Source organism: Actinomyces ruminis (genome assembly GCF_002154335.2).
GTDB classification, from domain to species: domain Bacteria; phylum Actinomycetota; class Actinomycetes; order Actinomycetales; family Actinomycetaceae; genus Actinomyces; species Actinomyces ruminis.
The window spans coordinates 51,405-67,852 of record NZ_MTPX02000035.1; the positions used below are offsets into that span (position 1 = coordinate 51,405).

General features: G+C 66.1%; 11 protein-coding genes and 4 pseudogenes. 7 read left to right on the forward strand and 8 right to left on the reverse strand.

The window, feature by feature from the left end; all coding sequences use genetic code 11:
* Positions 1-43: 43 nt before the first annotated feature.
* From rbsK to BW737_RS05720, 5 genes are all read right to left on the reverse strand, one after another.
* Positions 44-1,006 carry a ribokinase gene (gene rbsK / locus BW737_RS05700; protein WP_086614818.1) on the reverse strand — a complete coding sequence of 321 codons (963 nt, stop codon included), beginning with the start codon at positions 1,004-1,006 and terminating at the stop codon, positions 44-46.
* A complete protein-coding gene (locus BW737_RS05705; RefSeq protein ID WP_257210516.1) occupies positions 996-2,027 on the reverse strand; it encodes an aldose 1-epimerase family protein in 1,032 nt (343 codons plus the stop codon). Before BW737_RS05705 ends, rbsK begins: the two co-directional genes overlap by 11 nt.
* Before the next feature lie 2 nt (positions 2,028-2,029).
* Entirely contained in the window at positions 2,030-3,418 is a 1,389-nt protein-coding gene (fucP, locus tag BW737_RS05710) for an L-fucose:H+ symporter permease (protein WP_086614817.1), read from the reverse strand.
* Entirely contained in the window at positions 3,415-4,071 is a 657-nt protein-coding gene (gene deoC, locus BW737_RS05715) for a deoxyribose-phosphate aldolase (RefSeq protein WP_086614816.1), read from the reverse strand. The genes fucP and deoC overlap by 4 nt, the downstream gene beginning before the upstream one ends.
* 222 nt (positions 4,072-4,293) lie before the next feature.
* Positions 4,294-5,286 (reverse strand): sugar-binding transcriptional regulator, encoded by a 993-nt coding sequence (locus BW737_RS05720; protein WP_180272081.1) that lies wholly within the window; start codon positions 5,284-5,286, stop codon positions 4,294-4,296.
* Positions 5,287-5,762: 476 nt separating this feature from the next.
* Between BW737_RS05720 and BW737_RS05725 the strand changes: the two are divergent.
* From BW737_RS05725 to BW737_RS05765, 7 genes and pseudogenes are all read left to right on the forward strand, one after another.
* Positions 5,763-7,650 (forward strand): annotated as a pseudogene (locus BW737_RS05725) (ribonucleoside triphosphate reductase).
* A 114-nt stretch (positions 7,651-7,764) separates the two neighbouring features.
* Complete coding sequence (locus BW737_RS05730; RefSeq protein ID WP_257210517.1) at positions 7,765-7,959, forward strand: type II toxin-antitoxin system RelE family toxin; 195 nt, start codon at positions 7,765-7,767, stop codon at positions 7,957-7,959.
* Between the two features lie 158 nt (positions 7,960-8,117).
* Positions 8,118-8,354: a type II toxin-antitoxin system RelB family antitoxin gene (gene relB / locus BW737_RS05735; RefSeq protein WP_086614853.1), complete on the forward strand. Its 237-nt coding sequence runs from the start codon at positions 8,118-8,120 to the stop codon at positions 8,352-8,354.
* Positions 8,347-9,107, forward strand: a pseudogene (locus BW737_RS05740) (anaerobic ribonucleoside-triphosphate reductase activating protein). Before relB ends, BW737_RS05740 begins: the two are co-directional and overlap by 8 nt.
* 613 nt (positions 9,108-9,720) lie before the next feature.
* Positions 9,721-10,347 carry a PadR family transcriptional regulator gene (locus BW737_RS05745; protein WP_086614814.1) on the forward strand — a complete coding sequence of 209 codons (627 nt, stop codon included), beginning with the start codon at positions 9,721-9,723 and terminating at the stop codon, positions 10,345-10,347.
* Positions 10,347-13,511, forward strand: a complete 3,165-nt coding sequence (locus tag BW737_RS19425) for an ATP-binding cassette domain-containing protein (RefSeq protein ID WP_338063872.1) — start codon at positions 10,347-10,349, stop codon at positions 13,509-13,511. The genes BW737_RS05745 and BW737_RS19425 overlap by 1 nt, the downstream gene beginning before the upstream one ends.
* The gene (locus BW737_RS05765) at positions 13,487-14,221 is read left to right on the forward strand and encodes an FtsX-like permease family protein (RefSeq protein WP_099330343.1); all 735 of its coding nucleotides are present in this window, start codon (positions 13,487-13,489) and stop codon (positions 14,219-14,221) included. Before BW737_RS19425 ends, BW737_RS05765 begins: the two co-directional genes overlap by 25 nt.
* Here the strand turns inward: BW737_RS05765 and BW737_RS05770 are convergent.
* From BW737_RS05770 to BW737_RS05775, 3 genes and pseudogenes are all read right to left on the reverse strand, one after another.
* Entirely contained in the window at positions 14,175-14,933 is a 759-nt protein-coding gene (locus BW737_RS05770; RefSeq protein WP_338063873.1) for a GtrA family protein, read from the reverse strand. The two genes, BW737_RS05765 and BW737_RS05770, sit on opposite strands and share 47 nt — an antisense overlap.
* 89 nt (positions 14,934-15,022) lie before the next feature.
* Positions 15,023-15,319: pseudogene (locus BW737_RS19430) on the reverse strand (glycosyltransferase family 2 protein); the annotation flags it as partial.
* Position 15,320: 1 nt separating this feature from the next.
* Positions 15,321-16,399, reverse strand: a pseudogene (locus tag BW737_RS05775) (phosphodiester glycosidase family protein).
* Positions 16,400-16,448: the final 49 nt, after the last annotated feature.

The window sequence follows — 16,448 nt, forward strand, 5'->3', positions numbered from 1 at the left end:
CTGAGGAGGCACTCGAGCCCCCGGGGATAACGCACGAACCCGGTCAGTCCTCTTTCAGTTCCGGCTGAATCCGCGCGAACTCGTCGGCCGTTGCGTAGGAGGTTTGAGTTCCCCTTCTCGTCACCGAATCACCCGCGTAGGCATTGGCCTGAATAAGGGCCCGGCGGATGTCTCCGGTCTGGACAAGGAAGTGGCTGAAGCAGCCAATGAACGCGTCACCGGCACCAGTCGTGTCCAGCGGTGTGACCTGCGCCGCAGGCAGCAGCTCTTCGCCCTGCGCGTTGAGCCAAAGAGCTCCTCGGGAACCCAACGTGACGATCACGTGCTGGACGCCCACCCTTAACAGCACCGAAGCAGCTCGACGGATATCCTCCAAAGAGTCCACTGGCATGCCTGTCAAAAGAGACAGTTCGGATTCGTTGGGGACGAGGAACTTGCAGCCCTTAATCTTGTCCAGAACGAGGTCGGGCTGGGCGGGAGCCGGGTTAAGTAACACGGGAATACCGAGATGTGTTCCCATTGCTATGGCCGCATACACCGTGTCGAGCGGAATCTCGAGTTGAAGAACGATGAGCTTGCATTTAGCGATGTCGGGCTCAGCCGCCTTCAGATCCTCGGGGCTGAGTAAGGCGTTAGCTCCCTTGATGATGAGGATCGAGTTACGAGATTGCTCGTCAACGAAGATGGGCGCTACGCCGCTCGTCGCGGCAGTTCGGAGCACGTACGTTGTGTCAATGCCGTTGTTTGCGAAGTTGGAGATCGTGTTATCCGCGAAGATGTCATTTCCAACCCGTGTCAGCATCAAGACTCTAGACCCCAGGCGTGAAGCGGCTACCGCCTGGTTGGCACCCTTTCCGCCGCACCCCATCGAGAAGTCGGGCGCCTCCAGTGTCTCCCCCTCCTTCGGCATGCGTCGAATGTAGGAGATTAGGTCGACCATGTTCGAACCGACGACTGCAATTTCTGGGCTTGAGTCGCTTTGATGTAATTCCGAGTCAGTAATCATGAGTTAGTTCTCCTTGACACCAGTAGTGACGACGAAGTGGCGAGACTCGCCCGCTTTCAAGTGGATAAGAGTACCTGCCTTCTCGCTGCGATTCTGCCTCTGGCCGCGAGGTTCCGGGGAGGACGAAGGCGGCGACCTTCTGGTCGGCGTTATGAAGAATCCAACGCGTAGCGACCGGGAACTGCGCGGAAGCGAACCTGGTCAAGAAGGTTCTGCCATCGGGGGACTGAAGGGTGAACTCGAGCTGATTCCCGTACTGTGGCAGATCATCGGCGAAGTAGACGATCTCCGGGTCGAACGACTCGGCGCCATCGAGTGAATCAGCATCAATGCTGCCAGCGATGATGGCCTTGTTCAGCTCGGTCCATTCCGGGGTCGGATGTACGTGCGCCGGAATTGTTCGACGCAGTTGGAAAGCGCCATCGGGAAGACTCTGCTGCATGCGCCCGCCGGGTACGAACGCATAGTTCATGTGGCACATGTACTGCAGCGGCATATCGGCGTATGCAGAGCGATTGGTGACGTCTAGACCAATGTTGAACAAAGACGACCCCGGCCGCATCTCGACATACGGTTGGGCCACATAATGGTGGCCGAATCCCATAACGTATTCGTAGCGTGAGACGGCTCGAATGCGATCACTGTCGTACTCAAGCCATGCTTCCTGCATCGGTGCACAGGCGAACTCCCCGTGGAGTGGGTGATCGTCCTCCGGCGATGGACAGCCCGCGGCCAGGAGACCTGAGTGGAAGGCGAAGCATCCGTACGTTGCGGAAATCTCTCTGGCGGGAACCGGCTGGGTGAACATATTCGTCATGCGGAGGCTTTGTCCGTCAAACACTGCGTCCCAGATGATCTGCCCCATGAAGGGCAAGATCTCGACGTGTCCGCGCGCATTGGCAATGGTGAGCGAGGAGATACCGCTGGGATAACGGCTAGCGGTTACGGTGAAGGTGCCGTCTCGTAGCACGGGGGTGGATTCGGTGTTGAAAATGGATTGGTATAGAGGAATCGTGAGCATTATCAGACCGCCTTGTTTGAGACCTTTGTGGAAGAATGGTGTCCGGAGGTGCGGCGATACGCCGCTGCGAAGTACAACAGCACCGCACTGAAGCACGCGATGTTGACTATGAACGACAGCTGCATGGAGCCAGTCAAGTCAGAAATGAGGCCTTGGACTGCTGGGACGACCGCCCCGCCGATGATGGACATTACGATGATCGCACCGCCGGTCTCGGTGTGTCTCTTGTCTTCAATCGAGTCCAGAGTCCGCGCATAGATAGTCGCCCAGCATGGGCCGAACAGGCCAGAAACGAGTATTGCGGCATAAACCGCAGTTAGGTTCGGGACAGTGATCACGTAGATGAGCGTCAGTACGCCGACGACGGCGTATCCGACCAGCACGAGATCCTCGTTGAACCTCGTCATTAACAGGTTCGCCGTGAACTTACCGATGAAGAACGCCGCGTACGCCCACACCATGTAGTTCGAGGCGGTGCGTTCGTTCAGCGAGTCGTCGAGTGTCAGCGCCAGCCGGATCGTGAATGACCAAACCGCCGTTTGCATTCCGACGTACAGGAACTGTGTGACGATGCCATGGCGGAACCGCCGGTTATGGGCGAGGTAGGACAACGTCTGGAACACCGTCGCGCGGTCACGGTCGACGCCTGCGTCGGAAACCTGTTGCGGTTTACATGAGGGCATCTGCGTCAGGGCTATCACCAACAGCAGGGCAAGTAGCACCACGATCAGGAAGCGGTACGGCTGAAGGGTTCGCAGGAGCATTTGTTCGGCCAGCTGTTGTTGTTGCTCCGCGGGAAGCCCGTTCAACTGCTTGTCCAGGGAGTCGCCCTCGGTGAAGATAAGGTACTTTCCGAGCAATATGCCGGCGATTGAGCCGAGCGGGTAGAACGTTTGCGATATGTTCAGGCGGAGGGTCGCCAGTCGCTTGGGTCCTACCATCGATGAGTATGTGTTACATGACGTCTCTAGGAAGGACAACCCGACCGCGATTGCGAACAATGCGGCAAGGAACACCGTGTATGTCGCAACCCTCGATGCCGGGAAGAACATGGTGCATCCGACGATGTAGAACGTAAGGCCGGTCAGGATGCCAGTCTTGTAACTCCAGCGCCTGATTACCCGCGAGGCTGGGATCGCAAGGACGAAGTAACCCCCGTAGAATGCAGACTGAACGAATGCCGAGGCGAAGTCTGAAAGCGTGAATACGGACTTGAACTGCGTGATCAATATGTCGTTCAGTGCGGCAGCCGCGCCCCACATGGGGAAGCAGATTGAGAGCAGGATGTACTGGAATAGGGGAGTCCGGTCCAGATAGCCATCTGCGAGCTGTCGGCTGGGGTCCGGAATGATTCCGGCCGACTTAGGGCGGGTGACGACTGACGTACTCATACTGACTCACTCCGATCGAGAAGCTTCCGTCCCGCGGAGGCCCCGATACGGGTCGCCCCGGCCTGGAGCATGGCATCCATTTGCTGAGGCGTACGGATTCCTCCGGATGCCTTGATTCCGAGGCGCCCGCCAACGGCGTCCTTCATGAGCGAGACGGCATGCACGGTCGCGCCGGCCCCCAAATAGCCCGTGGACGTCTTGACATATGTGGCGCCGGCTCGCTCGGCGCATTCGCATGCGGCGCGGATCTCCTGATCGTCAAGTAGACTCGTTTCCAGAATCGCCTTCACTACGTGCCCCTGAGCTGCTGCCACCACGCCGTGGATGTCGGCCTCGACGGTTTTCCAGTCGTGGTCTTTTGCTGCCCCTATATTGATGACCATGTCGACTTCGTCGGCGCCGTCTTCGATTGCGATGCGTGTCTGCGCTGCCTTTGAGCGTGTTGAGCTCGCACCGAAAGGGAAGTCGATGACCGTGCACACCTGAGTCGCCGACCGTGCGAGACGCGAGGCGGACTGAGGAACATGCACGGGGTTTACGCACACGGATGCCATGCCGAGTTGGTCGGCCTCGCAACACAGGCGGTCGATCTCTTGTTTTCGTGCTGCGGGATTCAACAGCGTGTGGTCTATGAATGACGCGCGTGTTGGCATGTGAACTCCTTTGTTCTATGCGACCTCGGATGGAGAGGCGCTGGACGGCAGAGTACGTGCTTCGGCGCGCTCATTTGAAGGCTGACCGCGACGGGGCTGCGCACCGGGTTTACCGCGAGATGCTGCCGATATGTCGATGTTGACTGGAGATTCCGGGCGGCAATTGGAGCGAAGGTGCCCAGGTGGCACAGATGTTCCGGCGATGATGAGTGTCGATTGAGTTTACCGAGCGTTTGGCGTTTCAGACTCACATCGAGAGTCCAAGGACGCGATCATGCGGGCGGTGTCGACGTCGACGATTAGCCGGTCCACGTATCGGTTGACAAGGGCAGCTCGGACCACGGGCGCGCTCTGTTCGCCGCCAGCGATAAGTATCTTTTGTTCGATGTGCCGGAGATCGGGCAACGTGACGCTGATTGTTCGATTATTGAGGTCGGGCACGCATACCCGCCCTTCGGCATCGATGATGCGTGCGCATAGCTCGCCGGCCGCGTGCTGCTTGATGGTCTCTGCTTCGCGGCGGTTCAGGCCGAGTTCGCTAACCGTGGATGCGATAGCGTCGATCGGTGCTGCTGAGAAGACTGCGATGCTTGCGGAAGCGAGCCGGGCAAGGCTGTCCCGTGTCTTTGTTGCCGCACGTAGGCGGTTCGCTTCGGGGACGGAGTCGACAAGCAAGGGGTTCGGAAGGGTGGTGAGCTCGGCATGCAACTGGTTGGCGATGAGGTGCAGCGCGGTCATGTCCTCCCGACCACGAAGATAGTCTGACAAGGTTCTTGCCATGTGCCAGACTTTGATTGATCTACGGGGGGCTGGGTCGAGGTGTTGGGCTAGGTTCGTCAAGACCGAAGAGGTTTGGACTGCGATAGTGTCACCGTCGCGCAGGATCGAACTGAGCATGTCTGCGCCTTGCGCTCCGAGCTCTGAACCCATCCTGCCGGGAAGATGGCGAAGCGTCCCGACGAGTCTGATCTCAGTGAGGTCGAACCGTTCGCGCAAGTACTCGATCAGTGCCTCGTCTTGTTCTCGTGGATCGCAGATTTCGATGCGGACAAATCCCTTCCGCTGAGCGTACGCGAGCAGTTTCGAGACTGTCGGACGGGAGACGTGGACCCGTTCAGCCACCTCTGCCTGTGTGAGACCCGCGTCGTAGTAGAGGTGGGCGACGTCAATCGCGAGTACCTCTTTGCGTGTCAGCTTCACGCCCGTGATGCGCACCGTTGCTCCTCTTGGCGTATCTGTCTGTCCAAGTGAGAAGCTTATGCCGTCGGCCGTGTAGGCGGGGAGGCGGCTGGTGTCTCTGCGGGAGGAGGCGGCCGTGCGGGCGTTGCGGTGGTCGGTGCGTGCTAAGCACGAATCGATGAGCCTCGCGATATGGTACGGATCACATCCTGTTTGGGTCTGTTGCTGACCACAACGGCAGGTCCGGGTTGCCTCCCGAGATGTAGCGAGAAACTCTCGTCCCCTAGCGGGTGGTCGTGCACTGCAACCACAACATGTTGTGGTTGCAAAGCGGCGACATGCCCACATGATGTGTTCCACCAATGTAATTCTCGGGGTAGTGTCGGAGGTGTCAGCGGAGCTGAGCCGCCTGCTCAGAGCCGTCCGTCCATAGAAGTACTGGAGCCCTTGTCGTGTCCGATAGCACTCAGACCCCGTCCGCCGCTCACCTGGCCGCCGCGCACCCCGAGCTCGTGGCCCGGGGCTCTGCCGACTCTGCTGTCGCCCACGGCTCGCGCCCCCAGGTGGACGCCGTCTCCACTATCACCGAGTACCTGGACCGCTCCGACTGGCGCGTGAACGCCAACGCCAACCAGGGCTACTCCCTGGGTGGCATGATCCTGAACACCTCCGGCAAGGTCATCGCCAACTACTGGCTCAGCCAGATCTACCCGCAGGCCGCCGGCGACGCCCACCGCAACGGCGACATCCACATCCACGACCTGGACATGTTCGCCGGCTACTGCGCCGGCTGGTCGCTGAAGAACCTGCTCCAGCAGGGCTTCAACGGCGTGCCCGGCAAGATCGCCTCCGGCCCCGCCAAGCACTTCTCCTCCGCCGTCGGCCAGATCGTCAACTTCCTGGGCACCCTGCAGAACGAGTGGGCCGGCGCGCAGGCTTTCTCCTCCTTCGACACCTACATGGCGCCCTTCGTCCGCCTGGACAACATGAGCTACGACGAGGTCCTCCAGTGCATGCAGGAACTCATCTTCAACCTCAATGTCCCCTCTCGCTGGGGCACCCAGACGCCCTTCACCAACCTCACCTTCGACTGGACCTGCCCGGCGGACCTGGCCGACGAGCACCCGCTGATCGGCGACGAGCTGTGCGACTTCACCTACGGCGACCTCGCCGAGGAGATGGGCATGATCAACCGCGCTTCATGGAGGTCATGACCACCGGCGACGCCGACGGCCGCGTCTTCACCTTCCCGATCCCCACCTACAACATCACCAAGGACTTCGACTGGGACAGCCCCAACGCCGACCGGCTGTTCACCATGACCGCGAAGTACGGCCTGCCCTACTTCCAGAACTTCATCAACTCCGAGCTCGACCCCGGCATGATCCGCTCCATGTGCTGCCGCCTGCAGCTGGACCTGCGCGAGCTGCTCAAGCGGGGCAACGGCCTGTTCGGCTCCGCCGAGCAGACCGGCTCCGTCGGTGTGGTCACCGTCAACATGGCGCGCCTGGGCTACCTGCACGCCGGTGACGAGGAGGCCCTGGTGGCGGCCCTGGACCGCCTCATCGACATTGCCTCCGAGACCCTCGAGCTCAAGCGCACCGTCATCCAGCACCACATCGACACCGGCCTGTTCCCCTTCACCAAGCGCTGGCTCGGCACGCTGGACAACCACTTCTCTACCATCGGCGTCAACGGCATGAACGAGATGGTCCGCAACTTCACGCACGACGCCTACGACCTGACCGACCCGCGCGGTCACGCCATGTGCGTGCGCATCCTCGACCACGTCCGCGGGCGCATGGTCGAGATCCAGGAGCCACCGGCCATCTGTACAACCTGGAGGCCACCCCCGCCGAGGGCACCACCTACCGCTTCGCCAAGGAGGACCGCAAGCGCTACCCGGACATCCTTCAGGCCGGCACCGACTCCAACCCGTACTACACCAACTCCTCCCAGCTGCCCGTCGGTTACACCGACGACCCCTTCGAGGCGCAGGAGATGCAGGAGGAGCTGCAGACCAAGTACACCGGCGGCACGGTCCTGCACCTGTACATGAACGAGCACATCTCCTCGGCCCAGGCCTGCAAGGAGCTGGTGCGCCGTTCGCTGACCGCCTTCCGCACCCCGTACATCACCATCACCCCGACCTTCTCGATCTGCCCGACCCACGGCTACCTGGCCGGTGAGCACTTCACCTGCCCCAAGTGCGCCGAGCTGCACCCTGACGCCGAGCCGGTCGAGTGCGAGGTGTGGACCCGCGTCATGGGCTACTTCCGCCCCGTGAAGTCCTTCAACATCGGCAAGAAGGGCGAGTACATGGAGCGGCAGATGTTCACCGAGGCCGCGGCCAGCGCCCACGGCAAGACCACCTCCCGCCTGACCTCCATCAGTGCCTGAGCGGCGTCCAGATGGAGGAGCGGACAGCAGGAGACTATGTCGGGAACACAGTGGACCGTTGAATTCACTCCGCGTGCGTAGCGCGCTCTGTGTGGGCTCGACCGCAGTGTTCAGGTGCGTCTGGTCGGCAAGTTGCGGGAGATCCAAAGGGTTGACGATCCGCGGGACTTCCTGAAACCGATGACGGGCCCGCTTAAGGGGCAATTCCGGCTCCGGGTCGGGGATTACCGGGTGATCATCGACGTCCAGGATGAGCGCTGCGTGATCCTCGCAATCGACGTCGGTCATCGCTCCACGGTCTATCGGTGAGATAGCCGGGCTTGCTAGCACGAGTTGGCTGTACAGGCGCCGGGGTGTCTGCCGCTTCTGCGGCGGGGCCTCGGCGCTCAACCTAAGGGGTCACCGGGTTTCTTGCCATGTGGGCTGAGAGCTTGTGGGGTGCGGTGGTCGGCTTCTATGCTGTATACATGTCTACAGCAGTTCTGAGCGTGCGTCTGCCGGAGGAGCTCAAGCGTCGGCTCGATGACCTGGGGAATCGGACCGGTCGTCCGGCGACGTTCTATGTGCGTGAGGCCGTTGAGTCCTACATTGATGACTTGGAGTACGCCTACACGCTGAAGGCGGAGGCGGAGGCGGTCAGGCGCGGTGAGGTCAAGACCCGCCGCCTCAATGAGATCGCCGCGAGCCTCGGACTCGATGACTGAGAACCTCAAGGAAGGCGCAGTGCATCGCCCCGCCGACGATCTGCAGATCGCCGGCCTGGTGCCTATGTCCACCGTCGACTGGCCCGACCACTTGGTTGCGACCGTCTTCATGCAGGGCTGCCCCTGGAACTGCTTCTACTGCCACAACCAGGCCCTCATCCCCACCCGCGTACCGGGCGTCGTCGCCTGGGATGAGGTACGCACCCTGCTGGCCCGCCGCCGCGGCCTGCTCGACGGCGTCGTGCTGACCGGCGGGGAGGCGCTGCGCCAGGACGCCCTCGCCGACGCCGCCGCCGAGGTCAAGGAAATGGACTTCCAGGTCGGCCTGCACACCGCCGGCCCCTACCCGGGCCGCCTGCGCGACATGGTTGAGCGCGGACTGGTCGACTGGGTCGGGCTCGACATCAAGGCGCTGCCCGAGCACTACGACGCGTGGTCGGCCGCCCCAACTCCGCAGCCAAGGCCTGGGAGTGCCTGCAGGTGCTGGTTGACGCGGCCGCCCGCGGCAAGGGTGTCGACTTCGAGGTGCGCACCACTGTGGTCCCCGGGGATGTGACCGCCGCCGACGCCGTGGAGGTCGCCCGCCGCGTCCATGACGCCGGCGCCCGGGTCTACGCCCTGCAGCAGGCCCGCGGCGAGGGCACCACCGGCGACTTCGCCGTGGCCGCGCCCGGCTGGGACGCCGAGTGCGAGCGCATGGCCGCCCAGATCGAGGCCCTCGGCTGGGACCGCTTCACCTACCGCCCCGCCTGAGAGCAGACGCCCACTCCAGCCCCGCCCCCTTCGCCGAGGTCAGCCAGAGTTGCGTGCCGAGGTCGGTCGAAGTGGCGGCTGACAGCGGGCTCCCGTCGAGACTGGCACGGGTGACGTGCTTGTGCTGGGCGGCGCGGACTGTGTTGGCGAGTCGAATCTCTGGTCAGCGTTCCACGACCTTGGGGTGTGTTGCACGACCTCCCTGGGGTCGTGGAACGCGCACGAGGGTCGTGGAGCGTGACCCAGGGGTGGGCTCAACTGGTGATCGCTGCCTACGAGGCCGGACTGGTGAGGCTCGCATAGCAGGGGTCATAGCGGCGTAGCTGTCATGGAATGCACCACTTTCCAGGGTCGGTCGCTCTCGGCGAGTAGCTGAACCGCATGATTCCGCGCCTGTTGTGTCAGAAGCGGGTCTGTTTCCCAGGGAAAGTGGTGCATTTTGTGCCAGTTGTGCATTCGTCGCGCGGTGCCCTCCCAGCCTCGTGCCCGTCTAGGTCTTGCCGACGCGTCTCGGCATGCTTGCGAGCAGTAGCACAACCTTCTATGATTACCGAGTAATCATTACTCGGTAAGTGTTGTTGCTTGCCTTCAGCTCTCGACCCGGGAGACCGGAATGGCCGTAAAACACGCCCTGCTCGCGCTGCTCGCGCGTGGCCCCGCGGGCACCTACCAGCTGCGCAAGGACTTCGAGTCCGCCACCGGAACCAGCTGGCCCCTCAACATCGGCCAGGTCGCCACCACGCTGGCCCGGCTGGAACGTGACGGCCTGGTGATGCGCCTCGAGCCCGGTCGGCCCGCGCACAGACCCGACGCCGAGCCCACGGCCGCGAACGCGGACACGGCTGCCGTAACCGTCTCACCAAAGATGACGGCGCTGACCGCCTCCAGCCGCGACGTGGCCGCCTGGGCGCTCACTGACGCCGGCCGGGAGGAGCTCGCCCACTGGTGGGCCAGCCCGGTGGCTCGCCGCGCCCCCGAACGCGACGAACTCGTCATCAAACTCGCGCTGGCCACCGCCTCCTCGGGCGTCGACGTCGTCGCGCTGATCCAGTGCCAGCGCCAGGCCACGCAAACCGTCCTCCACGAGATCAACCGCGCCCGCCGCGCCGCCGGGGACGAGGACCTGGCCGCCGCCCTGGTCCTGGACCACCACGTGTTCACCGTCGAGGCCGAGCTGCGCTGGCTCGACGACGCCGAGGGCCGCCTGGCCCGCGCCGCAGCCGATGGGCGGCGGTCCTAATGTGTGAAGACACCCAGCGACCCATACTCGAACTCCGCGGCGTCGGCCGCATCCACGGCAGCGGTGCCCGCGCCGTCACCGCTCTCGACGGGATCGACCTCACGGTCGCGCCCGGCGAATTCGTCGCCGTCATGGGACCGTCCGGATCCGGCAAGTCGACCCTGCTGAACCTCGCCGGTGCCCTGGACCGCCCCACCACTGGCCGCGTGATCATCGCGGGCCAGGACCTGGCGGGCCTGGACCGCACTGCCCTGGCCGAGGTGCGCCGCCGCGCCATCGGCTTCGTCTTCCAGGACTTCAACCTCCTGCCCTCCCTGACCGCCGCCGAGAACGTCGCTTTTCCCCTCGAGCTCGACGGCTGGCCGGCACGCCGCGCCCGGGCGGCCGCCCTGACCGCATTGGAACAGGTCGGCTTGTCCGACCTGGCCGACCGCCTGCCCGACGACATGTCCGGCGGCCAGGCCCAACGCGCCGCCATCGCCCGGGCGATAGTCGGCCCGCGCCGCCTGCTGCTCGCCGACGAGCCCACCGGCGCCCTCGACTCCGCCACCGGCACCGCCGTCTCGGCGTGCTGCGTCAGCGCGCCGACGACGGCGTCGCCGTTCTCATGGTCACCCATGAGCCTCGCTTTGCCGCCTGGGCCGACCGCACGGTCTTCCTCCGTGATGGCCGCATGGTCGGGTCCTCCGACCCGGTCGACGTCGACGAGTTGCTGCCCGTACCGGGGGAGGGGCGGTGAGTGCGGCCCGGCTGCGGGCCCTGCGTCCGGTCGTCCGCCTGGCCGCGCGCGACGCGCGGGCGCACAAGGCCCGCAGCCTGCTGGCGATCCTGTTGGTGGCCGCTCCCCTGGTAGTGATCGTCGGCTTTCTAGGCACGCGGCTGTCCACCCCACCCACCCGGCAGGCCGCGCTCGCTCCATCCCCGACGGCGCCCAGGCCCTAGTCACCGGCACCGCCGTCGACCCCGTGGAGGCCCCGTTCCGGCAGGTGCCCGAGGGCGCGCCCGGACCCTGGATGGACTCGCTGGAGACCGTGCCCCTGACCGCGGACGAGTTGGCCGACTACCTACCGGGGCGCGATCGCCTCCTGCAGTTCTGGGACTCTGAGGACCTGCTCGCCCTGGCCGACGCCGACGCCGAGCCGGGGGTGAGCACGACCGCAACCGAGGCAGACCTGCGGGGGGTCGACTCCGGCGCCATCGGCACCTTCACCCTGCGGGAGGCAGATACCGAGGGGCTGGATCTCCTGCTGCCCCCGCTTACCGCCGGCGCTGCACCCGCCGACGACGCCGACGTCGTCATCACCACCGCCCTGGCCGAGCGCACCGGCGTGGACGTGGGGGAGACGCTCGCGCTGATCGCCCCGCCCTTCAGCGGCGGGTACTCCACCAACGGACGCATCGCCGAGGTGCTGCAGGACTCCCGGCGTACCTACCGCGTCACCGGCCTGGTCGACGCCGACGACGCCCGCGCCTGGGCGCTTCCGACCTGGCTGGCACCGGCGGTGCAGGACGACCCGGCCGGCGTCGACACCCACTTCCTGGTCACCGGCCCCGACCCGGTCACGTGGGAGACCGCCAAGCAGCTGAACGGCGAGATGGCCTTCGCCGTCTCGCGCCACGTGCTCACCAACTACCCGGAGGCCTCCGAGCTGTATCCGGTAGCCGTCAGTGCCGACTATGTCGTCACTGCCCTGGTCATGACCGTGATCGCCTGCGCCGCCGCCGTGGGTCTGCTGCTGGGGCTAATCACCCCCGCCTTCGTGGTCGCCGCCGAGCAGCAGCGCCGCACTCTGGCCCTCGCCTCGGCCGCCGGTGCCGCACCGCGGCAGCTGGCCCGCACCATTACCCTGCAAGGAGCCGCCATCGGCTGCCTGGGCGGGGTCCTCGGCGCCGGTGGTGGACTCGCCGCCGCCTGGGCGGCCTACCGCATCTTCCAGCCCGAGGTGCAGGCACTCGCGGGTCTGCCGTGGTGGCTGCCGGCGCTCGCGGTGGCGGGCGCCGCCCTGGCCGGTTGGTTGGCCACACTCGCCCCTGCCCGACGGGTGGTGCGCATGGAACCGGTCGAGGCGCTCAAACGCGGGAACCGGCCGGCAGACGCCAGCGGTCCGAGGCTGCGTGGAGCCGGCCGCAGGTGGCGTCTGCTCGGTGGCCTGGTGATCCTAGCGGCGGCGATCGGCTGCGGTCTCGCCTCGCTGCGGGCGCCCCTGCCCACCTACGACGCAGCCGCGGAGATACCGCCGACCCCCGGCCTCCTGCCGGGAGGTGCGGTTGTACCCCTGCTGGTGGCGGCTCTGCTGCTCGGCGCGGTCGGACTGTTCATGCTGGCACCGGTCGTGCTCGACGCCGCAGCTCGGATGCTGGCCAAGGGACCGCTGGCGGTGCGCCTGGCCGCACGGGACGTTGTCGCCCACCGGGGGCGGGCCCTGCCGGTTGCCGGGGCGATTGGTGTCGTCACCGCGCTTGCTTGTGGACAGACCGTCTATCTCGCCTCATTCGCCGCCAACGTCAAGGACACTTCCACGGTCCTGGTGGCCCCCGGCTATCTTGCCCTGGGGCCGCGCGTGCCGGTCTCCGAGGACTTCGACGCCGCCGTCCTCGCCGACGGAGTGCGGGCGCTGCAACAAGCGGGCCTGCCTGTCACCGGCTCCGCGCCGGTTCGATCGGTGGAGCTTCGGTCGGAGTCCTCGCCGCGCAGCCTCGCAATTGAACCGCCTGCCGCTAGCCGCTGCCCCGACTTCACCGAGCCGGACGTGGCCGCCGCCCTGGGACTAACCGACACCGTGACCTGCGTCCCCGAGGGGCAGGGCTACCAGCCGGGTATTTCCGCCCCCTGGATGATGGGTGATGAGGTCTTCGTCATGGACGGCGATGCCCTGCGTGCCACCGGTCTGGACGGGGCGGAGGAGGCCGCAGAGGTCCTGGAGGCGGGCGGGGTGGTGGTCAATAACGCCACCTGGATCAGCACGGATGGCAAGGTACGGGTGGGGCTTGCCTACTTCAGCTCTTCCGCGGCGGTCCATGACCCGCAGAGCCGGGATGCCTACTTCCTGCCGCGGATGACGGCGAGCATTACGGTGTCGCCCACAACCGCCGCCGAACTGGGCCTGACCGGCGCCGCGGCGCGATATACGTCGGTGAGATGGTGCAGCTGTCGCGGCCGCTGACCGCGGCGGAGACAGCCACCGCTCGGCGTGTCATCGAAGAGCGGACCGACCTCGTCACCGTGGGGTTCAACTGGGACTTGCCCCCGTGGGGCGGCACCGCCGACTTCGCCGTGCTGGCGGTGCTTGCCGGTGTGGCCCTGTTGGCGCTGGTACTGAACCTGCTGCTGGCCCGCACCCAGCTGCGCGGGGACCTGGTCACCATGCACGCGGTCGGAGCCTCGCCCCGCTTCCTGCGGCGGCTCATGGCCGCGCACGCGGCCGTGGTGCTGGCGCTGGGCGTGCCCGCCGGGGCGGTGTGCGGCTGGGCGGTGGCCGCCTATGTGGTCCTCTGGAACCGGCATGTGCTCCTGGAGGGGCCCTGCTACGCCTGGAGGGTCTGTGGGGCTGGCAGCTGGCGGGCCTGGCCGTATTCGTCGCCGTGGGAATGGGCGTGGCCTGGCTGCTGGGCCGCCCGCCGCGCCGCCTGGAGCGTCCCCGCGACGAATAGGTCGCCAGTTCCACGACCTTGGGGGCATTGCACGACCTTGGTGTCTATTCCACGACCACCCCGGGGTCGTGGAACGTGCACGAGGGTCGTGGAATGCGGCCCGGGGTCGTGGAACATGGTGAACACCATCCGGCTGAGGATCGATGCGGGCGTGGATGAATCGCGGCGGCCCGCCCTCACCGCTTCTCCCGGAACACGGCCCGCCGCTGGGCCAGGTAGCTGACCAGGTACAGCACGCCGTCGCCGAGCGGCTTGGCCAACCACAGCGGCACCCCAATCCCCGTGAGCGCCCGCAGCAGCACATACCCGGCCGCCAGCAGCACCAGCGCCAGCGCCACATACCGCACCGCCGTCCGCCAGACGGTGCCGGGCGCCGCCCGGAAGACCCGCCGGTTCATGAAGAAGTTGGCCGTCCCGCTGACCAGCCGCGCCCCCACCACGCTGGTCAGCAGGTTCCCGGTCAGCAGGTGCAGCGCCATCACGCCGACCCAGTCGATGACGAAGGCCGACATACTCGCCCCGATGAAGCCCAGCAGCGGCGTGTAGATGCGCGCCGAGTCACGCAGCGGCCGGAAGTGGCTGGAGGCGTTGCCCGGCTCGTACACCGTGGCGATCTCCACCTCCTCCACCTCCAGGCCGAGCTCGTGGGCGCGCAGCAGCACGCTGAGCTCCCACTCGTAGCGGTCCCCGGGTACGTCCGCCAACCAGGCGGTCTGCCCGGCCGGGTAACCGCGCAGACCCGTCTGGGTGTCGCCCAGGCGCCAGCCGGTGGCCAGGCGGAATAGCAGCGCCGTAGCCCCATTTCCGATCCGGCTGCGCAGCGGCACCCGCCCGGTGAAGCGCCGCACCCCCAACGCCATGTGTCCGGTGGCGTGCAGCCGCTGCGCCACCGCCGCGATGTCCGCGGGCCGGTGCTGCCCGTCGCGTCGGCACACACCACGTCCGCCTGCGGCCACAGCTCGGCCACCTGCGCCAGCCCGGTGCGCAGCGCCGCCCCCTTGCCGCGGTTGGACTCGTAGCCGACGACGTCGGCCCCGCGCGCACTCGCCGCCCGGAACACCTGCGTGTACTGCGGACCGGAGCCGTCGTCGACAACGAGCACCCGGCATCCGGGCAGCTCCCGCACCAGGTCGGTGACCAGCTCAGGCAGTCGCCCGTCGGGCCGATAAGCCGGAATCAGCACAACCGGCCCCACCCGAGAGGGCACCCGCCGGGCCGCCGCCGGCCGAACCCCGGAGGCCGCCCTCCGTCCACTGCCGTCGTCGGGCCGCAGCCGTCGTCGTGGAAAGGAACCGGTGTCGGCACGCGTCGGGGCGCCCATCTCAGGCCCCCTGAGCGATGTAGAGGATGTCGGAGGTCTCCCGCTCCCCGCCGTTTGACGGCTGGTTGACCACCGAGCCGTTGAACCACAGGGTGGAGGAACCGCCGCCGTCGAGGTTGTAGGCGCTCTCGCAGCCCAGGTCCGCCATGATCTGTGCCAGCTCGGTCATGGTCACTCCGCGCGAGTAGCCCTTATCGCGCCCGTCGACGACGACGAACACGTAGTGCCCGTCCGCGATGGCGCCCAGCGCCGTGCGCGGCTGAGTGCCCTGGATGGAGTGGTTGCCGAAGTTGGTGTCCACCTCCACGGAGTCGATGCCGTCCAGCACGGAGCCGCCGCGCACCAGAGCCGGCCCGAAGGAGAGGGTGTTCCACACGCCGTCGTCCAGAAGCGCCTGGCGTCGGTGCTGGTTTCGTCGTAGACCTCGACGTGGCCGTCGGTGTAGAAGGCGATGCCGTCGCGCACGCCGTCGTCCCGATAGATGACGCCGTTGCGGATGAGGATGCCGTCGGTGCGGAAGCCGTAGTAGTCGCCGTTGACGGCTAGGACGGCGCCGTTCTCGGTAGCCATCGTTGAGGGTAGGGCGGTGATGTTGGTGCCGTAGGCGTTGTTCGCGAAGGCGCTGCGCACGGCGGTGGCGTCGGACACCTGGATGTCGGCGACGTAGTAGGTGATGGTGTCGTTCCCGGAGCCGGTGGAGACCTGCTCGACCTTGATGGAGGTCAGCGAGGACGTGTAGCTGTTGTCCGTGACGGTTGCGTCGGCTGCCGCGGCCGTGGCGGAGACCGAGGAGTTCATGGCCTCGTAGGCGGCCACGTCGTCGACCTCCACGTGGTCGATGACGAACCGGTTCAGCGCCCAGGCGGCGGTGCCGACCAGGCCGGCACCGAGCAGGGCGCCGCCGCCCAGCAGGACGCGCCGCCGGGAGTGACGGCGCGGCGCTGCGGGCTTGGAGCCGACTTGCGTGCCGGGCTGCGGAGTTCGGGACACGGACAGCTGGTCCGACGGCGCCGCACCTGGGCGGTCGGCCGCTCGGGCCTCGTCGGCGCCGTCGGATCCAGGGGTCGAAGCATTGAGCATGCTCCAACCCTCGCGTGCGGCCGTGTGCGTCGCCCCGGTCCTGGTTGTG

Excerpts from the sequence above, each read along its gene's own strand:
- BW737_RS05745 (WP_086614814.1), top strand. The coding sequence starts at position 9,721 with ATGGCCGTAAAACACGCCCTGCTCGCGCTGCTCGCGCGTGGCCCCGCG.
- BW737_RS19425 (WP_338063872.1), top strand. The coding sequence starts at position 10,347 with ATGTGTGAAGACACCCAGCGACCCATACTCGAACTCCGCGGCGTCGGC.
- relB (WP_086614853.1), top strand. The coding sequence starts at position 8,118 with ATGTCTACAGCAGTTCTGAGCGTGCGTCTGCCGGAGGAGCTCAAGCGT.
- fucP (WP_086614817.1), bottom strand. The coding sequence starts at position 3,418 with ATGAGTACGTCAGTCGTCACCCGCCCTAAGTCGGCCGGAATCATTCCG.
- BW737_RS05705 (WP_257210516.1), bottom strand. The coding sequence starts at position 2,027 with ATGCTCACGATTCCTCTATACCAATCCATTTTCAACACCGAATCCACC.
- rbsK (WP_086614818.1), bottom strand. The coding sequence starts at position 1,006 with ATGATTACTGACTCGGAATTACATCAAAGCGACTCAAGCCCAGAAATT.
- BW737_RS05765 (WP_099330343.1), top strand. The coding sequence starts at position 13,487 with ATGGTGCAGCTGTCGCGGCCGCTGACCGCGGCGGAGACAGCCACCGCT.
- deoC (WP_086614816.1), bottom strand. The coding sequence starts at position 4,071 with ATGCCAACACGCGCGTCATTCATAGACCACACGCTGTTGAATCCCGCA.